Source organism: Streptomyces thermospinosisporus (assembly GCF_039526425.1).
In the GTDB taxonomy this organism is placed as follows: domain Bacteria; phylum Actinomycetota; class Actinomycetes; order Streptomycetales; family Streptomycetaceae; genus Streptomyces; species Streptomyces thermocarboxydovorans.
The window spans coordinates 1-15,359 of record NZ_BAAAIZ010000049.1 but is presented as its reverse complement, the minus strand read 5'-3'; the positions used below and the strand labels follow the sequence as shown (position 1 = coordinate 15,359).

Below are 15,359 nucleotides of genomic sequence, written 5' to 3'. Positions count from 1 at the left end.
GCGGCGCGGCCCGCCGCGGCCGCGGACCGCCCCCGCGTCGAGCTGTCCGCGCGCCAGGCGGGCACCGGCGGTGCGGTCACCGTCACCGGCAGCGGATGGCGGTCCGGCACGCTGCTGATGCTGCTGATCTGCGGCCGTACCGTGCCGTCCGGCGGGGTGACGGGCGGGACCGCCTCCTGTGCCAACGCCGACGGCCGGACGGTCACCGCCGGTGCGGACGGCCGCTTCCGCCGCAGGCTGCCGGTGACGGAGCCGCCGGTGCCCTGTCCGTGCGTGGTGCACGCCGAGACGGCGACCGGCCCGAAGGCCGAGGCGGACGCGGCGTTCCAGGTGGCCGGTCACTCGGTGGAGCCGCTGCCCGCCGAGGCGGCCGGCGGGCGCCTGTCGCCCACCGCCGGCGCCCGCCTGGAGGGCGGCAGCGACCTGCTGACCCGCTTCGGCTCACCCCCGGCCCGCACGCTGGTGATCACGCTCGCCAACGCCGGCACGTACCCCGTCCGCGACCCGGTCTTCCAGATCGGCACCTCGCACGGCGTCCACGCCCCCGACTGGCAGCCCCGGCCCTGGCGCGGCACCGTCCCGCCCGGCGGCCGGGCCCGCGTCGAACTGCCCGTCCAGCTCCCGGCCGGCGCCCACGGCGACTACACGGTCTCCCTCAAGTACGGCGGACGGATCCTCGCCGAGCACCCCTGGACCGAACCCCGTCCCTGGGGCGTCACCCTCTTCTGGACCCTGACCTTCCTGACGGTCCCCGTCGCCCTCTACCGCGCGGCCATGGCCCTGCTGGCGCGGTGCCTGCCGGCGCACTCGGAAGGGCCCCCGCACCCGGCGGGTGCGAGGGCCCTGCGTCACACGGAGAACGGCGTCAGCGGACGTCGCCCATCAGCGCCTTGACCTTCTTGCGGTACATCCACACCGCGGCACCGGCGACCACGGCCAGCATCGCCTCCAGGGCGACGATGCCCATCCTGTTCAGGTCGACGCCGGCGATGGACAGCAGACCCGTTGTGGCGTCACCGGCGGTGACCGCCAGGAACCAGACGCCCATCATCTGCGAGGCGTACTTCACCGGGGCCATCTTCGTGGTGACCGACAGGCCGACCGGCGAGACCAGCAGCTCACCGACGGTCTGGGTGAAGTAGATCGCCACCAGCCACATCGCCGCGGCCTTGTGGCCGCCGTCCGCGATGGACAGCGGAGCGAGGAACAGGAAGAAGGACGCACCGACCAGCACCAGACCGGAGGCGAACTTCACGATGGTGCTCGGCTCCTTGCCGCGCCGGTTCAGCGCCAGCCAGAACCAGGCGAAGACCGGGGCCAGCGCCATGATCAGGACCGGGTTGACCGACTGGTACCAGGAGACCGGGAACTCCCAGCCCAGGACGCTGTTCTCGGCCGAGGAGCCGGCGAAGATCGACAGGGTCGAGCCGCCCTGGTCGTAGATCATCCAGAACACGGCCGCGGCGGCGAAGAACCAGATGTACGCCGACATCTTCGACTGCTCGGCGGTGTCCAGGGACTTGTCGCGCCTGATGCGGGTCAGCACCATCACCGGCACGATCACACCGAGCAGCGTCAGCGGGACCAGCACCCAGTTCAGCGTGTAGTGGCCGGTGAAGCCGACGATCGCGTAGAAGACGGCGGCGACGACGGCCCAGAAGGCGGCCTTGCGCAGCGTGGTGGTCTTCTCCGCGGCCGACAGCGGCTTCGGCACGACGCTGGACTGCGCGGCCAGGTGACGGCTGCCGAGCAGGAACTGGGCGACACCCAGACCCATGCCGAGCGCGGCCAGGGCGAAGCCCAGGTGCCAGTTCACGTTCTCGCCGACGGTGCCGATGATCAGCGGCGCGCCGAAGGCACCGAGGTTGATGCCCATGTAGAAGACGGTGAAGCCACCGTCGCGGCGCGGGTCGTCCGGACCGTCGTAGAGCTGGCCGACCATCGTGGAGATGTTGGCCTTCAGCAGACCCGAGCCGATGGCGACCAGGCCGAGGCCGGCGTAGAAGGTGCCGGAGGAGGGCAGGGCCAGCGTGAGGTGGCCCAGCATGATGATGCCGCCCGCGACGGCGACGGTCTTGCGCGGACCCCACACGCGGTCGCCGAACCAGCCGCCCGGCATCGTGAGCAGGTACACCAGCGACACGTACACCGAGTAGATCGCGGTCGCCGTGCCGGCGCTGAGACCCAGGCCGCCCGGAGCGACGAGGTACAGCGGGAGCAGGGCTCTCATGCCGTAGTAGGAGAAGCGCTCCCACATCTCGGTCATGAAGAGGGTGGCCAGTCCGCGGGGGTGGCCGAAGAAGGTCTTCTCGGAGCCGGGGGTGCCCGGGGTGACCGAGTCCTTCGTCAGGCTGGACGCCATGGTCGTTCCTTGTTGGTCGGGACGCGTCGCGCGAGCGGGTACGCGCCCGGTGGGGGGCGGCGGCCGGCACCGGGGGGCCCGCCGTCCCGTCCCACGCCCGGGGGAGGTCCGCTCCGGATCGCGGAGCGGCGGACGGCGACCACCGGGATCCACGCCTTCCCGCGCGACGATGCGCGGGTGAGGCCCGGCCACAGGTCATTCCTTCCGGGGCCGGCGAGGAGCCGGCCCGCACACAAAAGAGACCTTCAGCGTCGAATTCCGCCAAAGGTCCCCGCAGTGCAACAGGCGTTGACTCACCATACGTCAGGACACCGCCTGGTATGGAAGGGTTTGAGACACGAATCACAGGTTTACGCGGAACCGCGCTCGTGTGTTCGAAGGTCCTTCCAGGATTGCACCCCCGTCTCGAAGGTCACGCACAGGGGTCCAGGCCACTCGCCGCCCCGTGCCGCGGGGGTGAGAATCCGGTGAGGGGGCGGTAAGAAGCGAGCCCGGCGATCACACCCCGAGCCGCGTCGCGGCGGGACTACCATCACTCCATGACCCGTGTACTGCTCGCCGAGGACGACGCCTCCATCTCGGAACCGCTGGCCCGAGCCCTGCGCCGCGAGGGCTACGAGGTCGAGGTGCGCGAGGACGGACCCAGCGCGCTCGACGCCGGAATGCAGGGCGGCGTCGACCTGGTGGTGCTGGACCTCGGGCTGCCCGGTATGGACGGCCTCGAGGTCGCCCGGCGCCTGCGCTCCGACGGACACACGGTTCCCATCCTGATCCTGACCGCCCGCGCCGACGAGGTGGACACCGTCGTCGGCCTGGACGCGGGAGCCGACGACTACGTCACCAAGCCGTTCCGGCTCGCCGAGCTGCTGGCCCGGGTGCGGGCCCTGCTGCGGCGCGGTGCCGCCGAGCCGCAGCAGCCGCCCGCCACGCACGGCGTGCGCATCGACGTCGAGTCGCACCGGGCGTGGATGGGCGACGAGGAGCTGCAGCTCACCGCCAAGGAGTTCGACCTGCTGCGGGTGCTGGTCCGGGACGCCGGCCGGGTGGTCACCCGCGACCAGTTGATGCGCGAGGTGTGGGACACCACCTGGTGGTCGTCGACCAAGACCCTCGACATGCACATCTCCTGGCTCCGCAAGAAGCTCGGCGACGACGCGGCCAACCCCCGCTACATCGCCACCGTGCGCGGCGTGGGCTTCCGCTTCGAGAAGAACTGACCGAGAAGAACTGACGAGCCCCCGCGAGGGTTCGCAGTGGGTAAGAGGACATGCGCCGCCGCCTGATCCAGTCCACGCTCGCCGTGGTGCTCGTCGTGATCGCCGTGTTCGGGGTCTCCCTGGTGATCGTCGAGACGCGCACCATCAGCGAGAGCGCCCGCGAGCGGGTGCGCTCCGAGGCGGTCCGGCTGGCCGGCATCGTCGACAGCCGGCTGATCGTGGACGAGAAGGTCACGGCGGACATCCTCAGCGGCCAGGTCACCGAGGACCGCTACGCCGTCATCCGGATCCCCGGCCGGCCGGCCATAGAGGTCGGCGACAAGCCGGAGGGCGACGTCATCAGCGCCACCGCGCCCGGCGAGGAGGGCGAGACGGTCACCGTGCAGGAGCCGCGCTCCTCGGTGACCCAGGAGGTCGCCCGCACGCTGCTGATCATCGCCCTGGTGGCGCTGCTCGCGGTGATCGCCGCGGTGCTCCTCGCCGTCCGCCAGGCCAACCGGCTGGCCTCCCCGCTGACCGACCTGGCCGAGACCGCGGAACGCCTGGGCTCCGGCGACCCGCGCCCGCGCCACCGCCGCTACGGGGTGCCCGAGCTGGACCGGGTCGCCGACGTCCTGGACTCCTCCGCCGAGCGCATCGCCCGCATGCTCACCGCCGAACGGCGCCTGGCCGCCGACGCCTCCCACCAGCTGCGCACCCCGCTGACCGCGCTGTCCATGCGACTGGAGGAGATCACCCTCACCGACGACCTGGAGACGGTGAAGGAGGAGGCCACCATCGCGCTGACCCAGGTGGAGCGGCTGACGGACGTGGTGGAGCGGCTGCTGACCAACTCCCGCGACCCGCGCACCGGCTCCGCGGTCACCTTCGAGCTCGACGAGGTGATCCAGCAGCAGCTCGCCGAGTGGCGCCCCGCCTACCGCAGCGCGGGCCGCGCGATCGTCAGCTCGGGCAAGCGCAATCTGCGGGCGGTCGGTACCCCGGGCGCGGTGGCGCAGGTGCTGGCCGCGCTGATCGAGAACTCCCTGATGCATGGCGGCGGCACCGTCGCCCTGCGCACGCGGGTCACCGGCAACCAGGTCGTCATCGAGGTCACCGACGAGGGACCCGGCGTCCCCGAGGAACTGGGCGCCCGCATCTTCGAGCGGGCGATCAGCGGCCGCAACTCCACCGGCATCGGCCTGGCGGTGGCGAGGGACCTCGCGGAGGCGGACGGCGGCCGGCTGGAGATGCTCCAGGCCAAGCCCCCGGTCTTCGGCCTGTTCCTCTCCCGCACCCCGCCGCAGAAGCCCGAGGACACGGACCGGCAGACCATCCGCTGAGCCGCGGACCCAGGGGACGGGCGCCTACGGAACGCGCTGCTCCGCGCGGCGGCTGCGCCTGCCCTCGCCGTGCGCGACCGGAGACCCGGCCACCGGCTCGCGCACCGGCAGCGCGCGGAACACCCAGGTGCGGTAGGACCAGAAGCGGAACAGGGTGGCGATGCCGATGCCGAGGAACTTGAAGATGTTGCTCTGCAGCCGGCTGTCCCAGCCGAAGCCGTACGTCGCCGTGTAGAGGACACCGTTCTCGATCACCAGGCCGATCACGCTGAACACCAGGAACAGCGTCATCTCCCGGGTCCGCCCGGACTTGTCCCGGTCGCGGTAGGTGAAGTAGCGGAAGCCGAGGTAGTTGAAGATGATCGCGACAATGGTGGCGATCACGCTCGCCCGCACCACCTGCAGGTCGGTGACCGCCCGGACCAGGTTGAACACACCCAGATTGACCAGCAGGCCGGCGCCGCCGACCGCACCGAACCGGGCGACCTCCTGGAAGAGCCGCCGGAGCCCCGAGGAGCCACGTTCCATCGCCTTGAGGCTCCCGTCCGTCGGTGTCCGTCAACGCAGCCATGCTAACCACCCGCCCTCGCGATCTTCCTGCGGACGGCGGCCGGGGCCGCAAGGCATCCCGCGGGGCGGGCGGGAAATCGGCCACCCTGGCGCGGCCGATACCCTAGGAGCGTGACGTTCCCCGTAGTCGGCATGGTCGGCGGTGGCCAGCTCGCTCGTATGACCCACGAGGCGGGCATCCCGCTCGGCATCAGGTTCAAGCTCCTCAGTGACACCCCGCAGGACTCGGCGGCGCAGGTGGTCGGTGATGTCGTCGTCGGCGACTACCGCGACCTGGACACGCTGCGCGACTTCGCGCGCGGCTGCGACGTGATCACCTTCGACCACGAGCACGTGCCCACCGAGCACCTCAGGGCCCTGGAGGCGGAGGGCATTCCCGTCCGGCCCGGCCCCGACGCGCTGGTGCACGCCCAGGACAAGGGCGTGATGCGGGCGAAGCTCGACGCGATCGGCATTCCCTGCCCGCGGCACCGCATCGTCTCCGACCCCGCCGACGTGGCTGCCTTCGCGGCCGAGGGCGAGGGTTTCCCCGTCGTCCTCAAGACCGTCCGCGGCGGCTACGACGGCAAGGGCGTGTGGGTGGTCGGCTCCGCCGAGGAGGCGGCCGAGCCGTTCAAGGCCGGGGTGCCGGTGCTCGCCGAGGAGAAGGTCGACTTCGTGCGCGAGCTGGCCGCCAACGTGGTCCGCTCCCCGCACGGCCAGGCCGTGGCCTACCCGGTGGTGGAGTCCCGGCAGGTCGACGGCGTCTGCGACACCGTGATCGCCCCGGCCCCCGGCCTCGACGAGGCGCTGGCCCTGGAGGCCGAGCGGATGGCGCTGAACATCGCCAAGGAGCTGGGCGTCGTCGGACACCTCGCCGTGGAGCTGTTCCAGACCCGCGACGGCCGCGTCCTCGTCAACGAGCTGGCGATGCGCCCGCACAACTCCGGCCACTGGACCATGGACGGCGCGATCACCAGCCAGTTCGCCAACCATGTCCGCGCCGTGCTCGACCTCCCGCTCGGCGACCCCCGGCCGCGCGCGAAGTGGACGGTGATGGTCAACGTCCTCGGCGGCGACTTCCCGGACATGTACTCCGCGTACCTGCACTGCATGGCCCGCGACCCCGAGCTGCAGATCCACATGTACGGCAAGGACGTGAAGCCGGGCCGCAAGGTGGGCCACGTCAACACCTACGGCGACGACCTGGACGAGGTGCTGGAGCGCGCCCGTCACGCAGCCGGTTACCTGAGAGGGACGATCACCGAATGAGCCCTGCCCACCCGTCGCCCGACCACCACCCCTCAACGAGCGCTGACGTGCGCCCCTTTCCCCGGGTGGGCATCGTCATGGGGTCGGACTCCGACTGGCCCGTGATGGAGGCGGCCGCCCAGGCCCTCGACGAGTTCGAGATCGAGTACGAGGTCGACGTCGTCTCCGCGCACCGCATGCCCCGCGAGATGATCGCCTACGGGGAGCAGGCGGCCGACCGCGGCCTGAAGGTGATCATCGCCGGCGCCGGCGGCGCCGCCCATCTGCCCGGCATGCTCGCCTCGGTCACCCCGCTGCCGGTCATCGGCGTCCCGGTGCCGCTGAAGCACCTCGACGGCATGGACAGCCTGCTGTCCATCGTGCAGATGCCGGCCGGGGTGCCCGTCGCCACCGTCTCCGTGGGCGGAGCCCGCAACGCCGGACTGCTCGCGGCCCGCATCCTCGCCGCGCACGACGAGGAACTCCTCGGCCGCATGCGGGAGTTCCAGCAGGAGCTCAACGACCAGGCCACCGAGAAGGGCAAGCGTCTGCGCGCCCGGATTGAGGGCACCGGCGGCTTCGGCTTCGGGAAGTGAGGCGCGTGACCGCCCTCGACGACGCCCGCGCTCTGCTCGCCGAGTTCCCCGTCGTCGACGGGCACAACGACCTGCCGTGGGCGCTGCGCCACACCGGCTACGACCTCGACGCCCGCGACCTCACCGGTGACCAGTCCGCGCATCAGCACACCGACCTGCCCCGGCTGCGCTCGGGCGGGGTCGGCGCCCAGTTCTGGTCGGTGTACGTCCCCTCCGACCTGCCCGACCCGGTGCCCGCCACCCTGGAACAGATCGACTGCGTACGGCAGTTGATCGACCGTCACCCGGCGGACCTGGCACCCGCGCTGACCGCGGCCGACATGGAGGCCGCGCGCGGCGAGGGCCGCATCGCCTCCCTGATGGGCGCGGAGGGCGGCCACTCCATCGCCAACTCCCTCGGCACCCTGCGCGGCCTGTACGCCCTGGGCGTCCGCTATCTGACGCTCACCCACAACGACAACACGGACTGGGCGGACTCGGCGACCGACGAGCCCCGCGCGGGCGGCCTGACCGCCTTCGGGCGCGCGGTGGTGCGGGAGATGAACCGGCTGGGCATGCTGGTCGACCTCTCGCACGTCGCGGCGACGACCATGCGGGACGCGCTCGACACCAGCGAGGCGCCGGTGATCTTCTCGCACTCCTCCGCCCGTGCCGTCTGCGACCATCCGCGCAACATCCCCGACGACGTGCTGGAGCGGCTGCCCGCCAACGGCGGGGTCGCCATGGTGACGTTCGTGCCGAAGTTCGTCCTCCAGGCGGCCGTCGACTGGACCGCCGCGGCCGACGAGAACCTGCGCGCCCACGGCTTCCACCACCTCGACACCAGCCCCGAGGCGATGAAGGTGCACGCGGAGTTCGAGGAACGCCACCCGCGCCCCGTCGCCACCGCCGCCACGGTCGCCGACCACCTGGACCACATGCGCGAGGTCGCCGGCATCGACCACCTCGGCATCGGCGGCGACTACGACGGCACCGCCTTCACCCCGGACGGACTGCGCGACGTCTCCGGCTACCCGAACCTGATCGCCGAACTCCTCCAGCGGGGCTGGTCAAGGGCCGACCTCGCCAAGCTGACCTGGAAGAACGCGGTCCGGGTGCTGGGCGACGCGGAGGACGTGGCCCGCTCCCTGCGGGCGGTGCGCGGACCGTCCCACGCCACCCTGGAGGCCCTCGACGGCGTGCGGTGAGCCGGGGCCGCCCGGTCCGTCCGGGTGGTACCCCGAACGCGCCGTCCACCAGGAAGCGACCCGGCACTCCGTGCGACGGTGGCCCTGTTTGCATCACCACCGAGGTCACCACGTACGGAGCCCGCCATGGCCGATCTCCAGGACGACCTGTATCCGGCCGGCGAGGTCGGCAGCGTCGACGAGCTGACCGAGCCGTACCCCGCCGAGGCCGTCGTCGTCCCGGCCGAGCCCTGCCAGCCGGTCTCCGACCCCGACGACGCGCCCCTCACCCGCGCCCGCGCCGTCCTGGCCGCGCACCCGGTGGCCGACGGCTACAGCGGGCTGCCCTGGGCGCTGCGCCGGCTGCCCTACTACGACCTCGACCTGGGGGAGAGCGCCGTCGACGCGGACGTGCCCCGGCTGCGCAAGGGCCAGGTCGGCGCCGTGTTCTGGTCGCTGCACCTGCCCGAAGGACCCGGCGCGCTCCGGGCCGGCGACGCGGTCGCCGCGACGCTGGACCAGCTGGACCTGGCGAAGGGTGTGGTCGCCGCCCACGCGGAGGGGCTGCGCCCGGCCCGCACCGCGGGGCAGGTCACCGACGCCCGCAACTGCGGGCTGGTCGCCGTGCTGTTCGGGCCCGCCCAGGCCGCCGCGCTCGGCGACTCCCTCGGCGTGCTGCGCTCCCTGCACGCGCTCGGCCTGCGGGTGCTCACCCTGACCGGCACCACCTGGGCGAACGCGGCCGGGCTGACCCGGTTCGGCGAGGAGGTCGTGCGCGAGATGAACCGCGTCGGCATGATCGCCGACCTCTCCTACGCCTCGAGCGAGACGGTCCGGCGCGCGCTGACCGTGTCCAAGGCGCCGGTGCTGTTCAGCCGCTCCGCCGCCCGCACCCTGCGCCCCCACCCCGCCAACCTGCCCGACGACCTGCTGGCCGCCGTCGGCGAGGCGCGGGGTCTGGTCATGGTGCCGCTGACCGCGGAGCAGACCGGACCGACGGTCCGGGACGTCGCCGACCACCTGGACCACGTCCGCTCCCTCGCCGGCCCCGAATGCGTCGGCCTCTCCGGCACCTACGACACCGGCAGCGCCCACCCCCAGGAGCTCGGCGACACCTCCTGCTACCCGAGGCTGATCGCCGAACTGCTGCGCCGCGGCTGGGAGGAGTCCGAGGTGGCCCTGCTGACCTGGGGCAACGTCCAACGCGTCCTGCGCGGCGCCGACTTCACCGCCCGCACGGCCCAGCAACGCCGGCCCCCGTCCACGGCGACCATCGCCGACCTGGACGGGTAGGGGGCCCGCGCCTCCTGCCGGCCCCGGCCGGCTACGGCTCCGCGATCCGGCACAGGCAGAAGGGGTGTCCCGCCGGATCGGCGTAGACCCGGAAGCCCTTGCGCTCGTGGTCCGCCCGGTCCAGCACCCGCGCCCCCAGCGCCAGGACCTGCTCCTCGGCCGCGTCCACCTCGTCCCAGGTGGCCCCGGCGTCGAAGTCGAGATGGAACTGCTGCGGGTCGTGGTCGGCGTGCGGCCACTGGGGCGGGGCGTACCCCTCCGCCCGCTGGAAGGCGGGCCGCGGACCGTCCGGCACCTTCAGCACCACCCGCCGACGGCCGCGTAGAAGCGGGCCAGTTCTCCCGGCTCGGGGCGGTCGAGCACGACGGAACGCAGTCGGGCGACGGCAGTCATGGTGCCTCCCTGGAGCCGATGGGATCAGCAGGCGCAGAGGCAGAACGGGTGCCCGGCCGGGTCGGCGTAAACCCGCCAGGTGCGCGAGCGGTCCTCCGTCTGAAGCGGCTTCGCGCCGAGCGCCAGCACCTGCTTCTCGGCCGTGTCCAGGTCCTCCACGGTCAGATCCAGATGGAACTGCTGCGAGTGCTCCGGCGACGGCCACCGCGGCGGCACGTAACCGGGGGCCGCCTGGAAGGCGAGCGCCGGGCCGCCGGGCACCACGAGGTCCACCCAGTCCTCCTCCTGCTGCGGCGTGCCGCCCAGCACCTCGGCGTAGAAGCGGGCCAGCGCCATCGGGTCGGGACAGTCCAGGACGACGGCACCCACCTTGGCTACGGACATGACTCCTCCTCGGATCACCTGCACAGGTTACCTGTTCAAGCCGTTAACCGGTAACGGTTACCCCATGCTGCCCCATGGGGGGTAACGTCGCAAGCATGAGTGAGAGATCGCCCGCACCCGGGGGCCTGGCCCTGATCGAGTCCCTGGTCAACACGGTCGACCTGGAAAGCGGCGCCGACTCGCTCGACACGGAGGAGGGGCGCGCCCGCTTCGGGCTGACCGAGGACGCGCTGCCCGCGGCCCGTCAGCTGCGGGAGTCGCTGCGCGCCACCCTGCTCGCCCACGCCGGGCATCCGCCGCACCGCCCGGTGACCCCGCTCGGCGAGCTGCTCGCCGCCGCACCCCTGGTGATCACCGTGGGCCCGGCCGACGGCGCCGCGGCCTTCGCCCCGGTGGAGGACGGCTCGCTGCTCTCCCGCGTGGCCGCCGCCGTCGCCGAGGCCGTCACCGCGGGCACCTGGTCACGTCTGAAGGCCTGCGAGGCCGCCGACTGCCACTGGGCCTACTACGACCGCAGCCCCGCCGGGCGCGGCCGGTGGTGCTCGATGCAGGTCTGCGGCGCCCGCGCCAAGATGCGCCGCTACCGGGCGAACGCGGCCGGACAAAAGGGATCTGAAACGAACAAAAAGGGCTCTTGAGGGGCGCGTGCGGGGTGCGGAAGTCCCCGGGAGCCTTCACCCGATCCGGGGCGCGTGGTGCAGAATGCAACAAGACGCCGGTTCGGCCGACTGAGCCTCGGCCGAACCGGCGTCACCCGGTCTCAGGAGCCCGCGGGCAATCCCACGCGAGTCCGCGGGAAGTTCACGCGAGTCCGCGCGGGTCTCAGGCGGTGGGCCGCCCCATCGCCCGGTAGCGCCAGCCCGCCTTGCGCCACACCTCCGGATCCAGCGCATTGCGCCCGTCGAGGATCAGCCGCTCGGCCACCACCTCGCCCAGCGCCGCCGGGTCCAGCTCGCGGAACTCGCGCCACTCCGTCAGATGCAGCACCACATCGGCGCCCCGCACCGCCTCCAGCGCCGAGTCGGCGTACCCGAGCGTGGGGAAGATGCGCCGGGCGTTGTCCATGCCCTTCGGGTCGTAGACCGTGACCTGGCCGCCCTGCAGATGGATCTGCCCGGCCACGTTCAGCGCCGGCGAGTCCCGGACGTCGTCCGAGTCGGGCTTGAAGGTCGCGCCGAGCACCGCCACCCGCTTGCCCAGGAAGGGGCCGCCGCCCAGCGCCTGGCGGGTCAGCTCCACCATCCGGCCGCGCTGGCGCATATTGATCGAGTCGATCTCCCGCAGGAACGTCAGCGCCTGGTCCGCGCCCAACTCGCCGGCGCGCGCCATGAACGCCCGGATGTCCTTCGGCAGGCATCCGCCGCCGAAGCCGATCCCGGCGCGCAGGAACTTCCTGCCGATCCGGTCGTCGTAGCCGATGGCCTCCGCCAGCTTGGCCACGTCGCCGCCCGCGGTCTCGCACACCTCGGCCATGGCGTTGATGAAGGAGATCTTGGTGGCCAGGAAGGAGTTCGCCGAGGTCTTCACCAGCTCCGCGGTGGGGAAATCGGTGACGATGAACGGCGAGCCCTCCGCGACCGGTGTGGCGTACACCTCGCGCAGCAGCTTCTCGGCCCGCTCGCTCCGCACGCCCACCACGATCCGGTCCGGGTGGAGGGTGTCCTCGACGGCGAAGCCCTCGCGCAGGAACTCCGGGTTCCAGGCCAGCTCGGCGTCCTCGCCGGCCGGCGCGTGCTCCGCCAGATAGGCGGCGAGCCGGTCGGCCGATCCGACCGGCACCGTCGACTTGCCCACCACCAGCGCCGGCCGCTTCAGATGCGGGGCCAGCGAGGCGATCGCGGAGTCGACGTACGACATGTCGCAGGCGTACTCGCCGTGCCGCTGCGGAGTGTTCACGCACACGAAGTGCACGTCCCCGAACTCGCCGGCCTCGGCGAAGTCCATGGTGAAGCGCAGCCGCCCGGTGGAGCCCTCGAGCCCGGCGACGTGCCGGCGCAGCAGCTCCTCAAGCCCCGGCTCGTACATGGGCACCTCGCCCCGGCGCAGCTTGTCGATCTTCTCCGGGACGACGTCGAGGCCCAGCACCTCGAACCCCAGTTGCGCCATGGCCGCCGCGTGCGTCGCGCCGAGATAACCGGTGCCGATCACGGTGATCTTGAGGGCCATGGGGGTGCTCCAGGGGTATGCGGCTAGAAGTGCGGGCCCGAGCATAACCGGGGCACCCGTGCGGTCCGTGCGGCCGCTGCGGGGTGCTGTCGTCAAGCTCACCTATCCATGCACGCGGTCCGAGTCTTAAAATTTGGGTTACTTAACGGTAGTTAGCGCCAGCATCACAGCGTTTTGGAGCGTGAGAGACCTTGGCCGGATCGGCTGACTTCGACCTGTACCGCCCGTCCGAGGAGCACGACATGCTCCGCGACGCCGTCCGCGCACTGGCCGAGGCGAAGATCGCGCCGCACGCCGCCGCCGTGGACGAGGAGGCCCGCTTCCCGCAGGAGGCCCTCGACGCGCTGGTCGCCAACGACCTGCACGCCGTCCACGTCCCCGAGGAGTACGGCGGCGCCGGCGCCGACGCGCTCGCCACCGTCATCGTGATCGAGGAGGTCGCCCGCGTCTGCGCCTCCTCCTCGCTGATCCCCGCGGTGAACAAGCTCGGCTCCCTGCCGGTGCTCCTGTCCGGCTCCGAGGAGCTGAAGAAGCGGTACATGACCCCGCTCGCCAAGGGCGACGCGATGTTCTCCTACTGCCTCTCCGAGCCCGACGCCGGCTCGGACGCGGCCGGCATGAAGACCCGGGCCGTCCGCGACGGCGACCACTGGGTCCTCAACGGCGTCAAGCGCTGGATCACCAACGCCGGCGTCTCCGAGTACTACACGGTCATGGCGGTCACCGACCCGGGCAAGCGCTCCAAGGGCATCTCCGCCTTCGTCGTCGAGAAGTCCGACGAGGGCGTCTCCTTCGGCGCCCCGGAGAAGAAGCTCGGCATCAAGGGCTCCCCGACCCGCGAGGTCTACCTGGACAACGTCCGCATCCCCGCCGACCGCATGATCGGCGAGGAGGGCACCGGCTTCGCCACGGCGATGAAGACGCTGGACCACACCCGCATCACCATCGCCGCCCAGGCCCTCGGCATCGCCCAGGGCGCCCTCGACTACGCCAAGGGCTACGTCCAGGAGCGCAAGCAGTTCGGCAAGCCGATCGCCGACTTCCAGGGCATCCAGTTCATGCTCGCCGACATGTCCATGAAGATCTCGGCGGCCCGTGCCCTGACCTACCAGGCCGCCGCGGCCTCGGAGCGCGGTGACGCCGACCTCACCTACCTCGGCGCCGCCGCCAAGTGCTTCGCCTCCGACGTGGCCATGGAGGTCACCACCGACGCGGTCCAGCTCCTCGGCGGCTACGGCTACACCCGCGACTACCCGGTGGAGCGCATGATGCGCGACGCCAAGATCACGCAGATTTATGAAGGCACGAACCAGGTTCAGCGGATCGTCATGGCCAGGAACCTTCCGTAGCAGGGTTTTTGCAGTTCAGAGGCGGTTCTGAGGCTCCGGAGGAGCGCTCTCGGCTTTCTGCCCGTTGCGGCCTGATCGATCAGGGCCGTTCAGGGGCGGGCGTCATGCTGGGGAAATCCTGGGGAGCTGGCGACTCGAAAACAGCCGCTGACCAGCACAAACGAACACAGCCCCCGGCGAGTTGCCGGGGGCTGTTGTCGTGGTGTGCCCAGCATGGGCGATTGCTTGGGGGTGTGAGTCCCCTGGGGGAAGAGGTGGTGCTAACCCCGAGCCGGAGGCAAGGGCGTCATCGTGAGGTGGGGTCTGGAGGAAGCCCGAGGCGAGACCTGGGTACCGAGGAACACGAACCGCGTATGAGGCGTGCTGGTCGGGTGAGCCTGCCATGGAAGGTGATGCCCGTCTCCACCAAGAAGGCCAGTGCGTAAACGCGGCGGGGATCCAGGGACAGTGATCGTTCTTACCTGGGGAGATCTGTCCGGGTGTCGGTTGTGCTGAGGTTGTCGCCGCGCCGACGGTCCGTGCCGGGAGGTGTGGGCTGACCGGGCAGAAGTCAGCAGAGGCCGTAGTACCAGCCGGGATGGGCACGGCGGCTGGGAAGGGCCGAACATCGAGTGGAACGGATGATGTGGTGACTGCTCGTGCCGGTCACGTGGACCGCAGTAATACCGCTTCGGCGGTGCCGACCGGGGAGGGACCGGTGCATTCCGGAAGTGACCCGGCGGAGCGCAGTGACCGGTCGGCGCGTCTCACGGAGGACGTTCACCGCGATCAGGAGCCGTCCTTGTGGGAGCGGATGCTCTCGAAGGAGAACCTGCTCGCGGCGCTCAACCGCGTTGAAGTGAACCGGGGTGCTCCCGGGGTGGCCCCTAGGGCCGATCAACGGCGGACCCCAGCGGATCACCATCGAGCCGGCCGAAGATGCGCCTGCTCGTGAGACCGCGCGTGGCATCTCGACCACCGTCCTGCGCAGGCTCGACGTGGGGGCGGCCCTGAACTTGGCGAAGCAGGCCCCTGAAGCCCAGCGGACGCTGGACGAGGTGGCAGCGAAGCTCAACGAGATGGGAGAAGCCGCCGGACTCGCCCTGGAGGGGGAAGGGGTCTCCGAGCGGTACTTGGCACTGCTCGCAGCCACGTACACCGCCATGGCGCCTACCGTGTGGAACCCAAGCAGGCCGCCTCTCAGACCGAGCAGCAACCGAAGGGGCCGGAACCGCTCACACAGACTTCAACCCTTTCCGCGCCCTGCTGTGACCAACGACAGAAGCCCCGATGGCGTCCCTTGAAGTGGTGTAGCCGTTCTTGGCCGATGTG

The 15,359-nt window shown here is 71.4% G+C and carries 13 protein-coding genes and 1 pseudogene; 9 read left to right on the top strand and 5 right to left on the bottom strand.

All coding sequences use genetic code 11. From position 1 onward, the window contains the following. Positions 1-894: hypothetical protein (locus tag ABD207_RS17475; protein ID WP_344014015.1), on the top strand; the 894-nt coding region annotated here is incomplete at its 5' end. Here ABD207_RS17475 and ABD207_RS17470 read toward each other — a convergent pair. Then, positions 866-2,362, bottom strand: a complete 1,497-nt coding sequence (locus ABD207_RS17470) for an oligopeptide:H+ symporter (RefSeq protein ID WP_344014014.1) — start codon at positions 2,360-2,362, stop codon at positions 866-868. The genes ABD207_RS17475 and ABD207_RS17470 overlap by 29 nt on opposite strands. Before the next feature lie 539 nt (positions 2,363-2,901). Here ABD207_RS17470 and ABD207_RS17465 point away from each other — a divergent pair. Together ABD207_RS17465 and ABD207_RS17460 are read left to right on the top strand one after the other, a co-directional pair. Next, positions 2,902-3,579, top strand: coding sequence for a response regulator transcription factor (locus tag ABD207_RS17465; protein ID WP_343998474.1), 678 nt, complete (start codon positions 2,902-2,904; stop codon positions 3,577-3,579). A 50-nt stretch (positions 3,580-3,629) separates the two neighbouring features. After that, positions 3,630-4,901 (top strand): ATP-binding protein, encoded by a 1,272-nt coding sequence (locus ABD207_RS17460; protein ID WP_344014013.1) that lies wholly within the window; start codon positions 3,630-3,632, stop codon positions 4,899-4,901. Positions 4,902-4,925: 24 nt separating this feature from the next. On the opposite strand, the gene ABD207_RS17455 is transcribed toward ABD207_RS17460, so the two are convergent. Continuing rightward, positions 4,926-5,429 carry a GtrA family protein gene (locus tag ABD207_RS17455; protein WP_344014012.1) on the bottom strand — a complete coding sequence of 168 codons (504 nt, stop codon included), beginning with the start codon at positions 5,427-5,429 and terminating at the stop codon, positions 4,926-4,928. Between the two features lie 153 nt (positions 5,430-5,582). Here ABD207_RS17455 and ABD207_RS17450 point away from each other — a divergent pair, with 153 nt between their 5' ends. From ABD207_RS17450 to ABD207_RS17435, 4 genes are all read left to right on the top strand, one after another. Then, on the top strand, positions 5,583-6,722 hold the full coding sequence (locus ABD207_RS17450) for a 5-(carboxyamino)imidazole ribonucleotide synthase (protein WP_344014011.1): 1,140 nt from the start codon (positions 5,583-5,585) through the stop codon (positions 6,720-6,722). Then, a complete protein-coding gene (gene purE / locus ABD207_RS17445) occupies positions 6,719-7,297 on the top strand; it encodes a 5-(carboxyamino)imidazole ribonucleotide mutase (RefSeq protein WP_344014010.1) in 579 nt (192 codons plus the stop codon). Before ABD207_RS17450 ends, purE begins: the two co-directional genes overlap by 4 nt. A gap of 5 nt (positions 7,298-7,302) precedes the next feature. Next, positions 7,303-8,484, top strand: a complete 1,182-nt coding sequence (locus tag ABD207_RS17440) for a dipeptidase (protein ID WP_344014009.1) — start codon at positions 7,303-7,305, stop codon at positions 8,482-8,484. A 126-nt stretch (positions 8,485-8,610) separates the two neighbouring features. Continuing rightward, entirely contained in the window at positions 8,611-9,756 is a 1,146-nt protein-coding gene (locus ABD207_RS17435; RefSeq protein WP_344014008.1) for a dipeptidase, read from the top strand. A 31-nt stretch (positions 9,757-9,787) separates the two neighbouring features. On the opposite strand, the pseudogene ABD207_RS17430 reads toward ABD207_RS17435, so the two are convergent. Next, positions 9,788-10,149, bottom strand: a pseudogene (locus ABD207_RS17430) (VOC family protein). A 24-nt stretch (positions 10,150-10,173) separates the two neighbouring features. Further along, positions 10,174-10,533: a VOC family protein gene (locus ABD207_RS17425; RefSeq protein WP_344014007.1), complete on the bottom strand. Its 360-nt coding sequence runs from the start codon at positions 10,531-10,533 to the stop codon at positions 10,174-10,176. A 95-nt stretch (positions 10,534-10,628) separates the two neighbouring features. Here ABD207_RS17425 and ABD207_RS17420 point away from each other — a divergent pair, with 95 nt between their 5' ends. Continuing rightward, positions 10,629-11,171 (top strand): CGNR zinc finger domain-containing protein, encoded by a 543-nt coding sequence (locus ABD207_RS17420; RefSeq protein ID WP_344014006.1) that lies wholly within the window; start codon positions 10,629-10,631, stop codon positions 11,169-11,171. Between the two features lie 184 nt (positions 11,172-11,355). On the opposite strand, the gene ABD207_RS17415 is transcribed toward ABD207_RS17420, so the two are convergent. After that, on the bottom strand, positions 11,356-12,699 hold the full coding sequence (locus ABD207_RS17415) for a UDP-glucose dehydrogenase family protein (protein WP_344014005.1): 1,344 nt from the start codon (positions 12,697-12,699) through the stop codon (positions 11,356-11,358). 191 nt (positions 12,700-12,890) lie between these two features. On the opposite strand from ABD207_RS17415, the gene ABD207_RS17410 reads away from it, so the two are divergent. After that, the gene (locus ABD207_RS17410; protein ID WP_344014004.1) at positions 12,891-14,048 is read left to right on the top strand and encodes an acyl-CoA dehydrogenase; all 1,158 of its coding nucleotides are present in this window, start codon (positions 12,891-12,893) and stop codon (positions 14,046-14,048) included. Positions 14,049-15,359: the final 1,311 nt, after the last annotated feature.

Bases quoted from the DNA above. Each gene is read 5' to 3' on its own strand.
- ABD207_RS17420 (WP_344014006.1), top strand. From the start codon at position 10,629: ATGAGTGAGAGATCGCCCGCACCCGGGGGCCTGGCCCTGATCGAGTCC.
- ABD207_RS17465 (WP_343998474.1), top strand. From the start codon at position 2,902: ATGACCCGTGTACTGCTCGCCGAGGACGACGCCTCCATCTCGGAACCG.
- ABD207_RS17460 (WP_344014013.1), top strand. From the start codon at position 3,630: ATGCGCCGCCGCCTGATCCAGTCCACGCTCGCCGTGGTGCTCGTCGTG.
- ABD207_RS17435 (WP_344014008.1), top strand. From the start codon at position 8,611: ATGGCCGATCTCCAGGACGACCTGTATCCGGCCGGCGAGGTCGGCAGC.
- ABD207_RS17455 (WP_344014012.1), bottom strand. From the start codon at position 5,429: ATGGAACGTGGCTCCTCGGGGCTCCGGCGGCTCTTCCAGGAGGTCGCC.
- purE (WP_344014010.1), top strand. From the start codon at position 6,719: ATGAGCCCTGCCCACCCGTCGCCCGACCACCACCCCTCAACGAGCGCT.
- ABD207_RS17425 (WP_344014007.1), bottom strand. From the start codon at position 10,533: ATGTCCGTAGCCAAGGTGGGTGCCGTCGTCCTGGACTGTCCCGACCCG.
- ABD207_RS17470 (WP_344014014.1), bottom strand. From the start codon at position 2,362: ATGGCGTCCAGCCTGACGAAGGACTCGGTCACCCCGGGCACCCCCGGC.
- ABD207_RS17415 (WP_344014005.1), bottom strand. From the start codon at position 12,699: ATGGCCCTCAAGATCACCGTGATCGGCACCGGTTATCTCGGCGCGACG.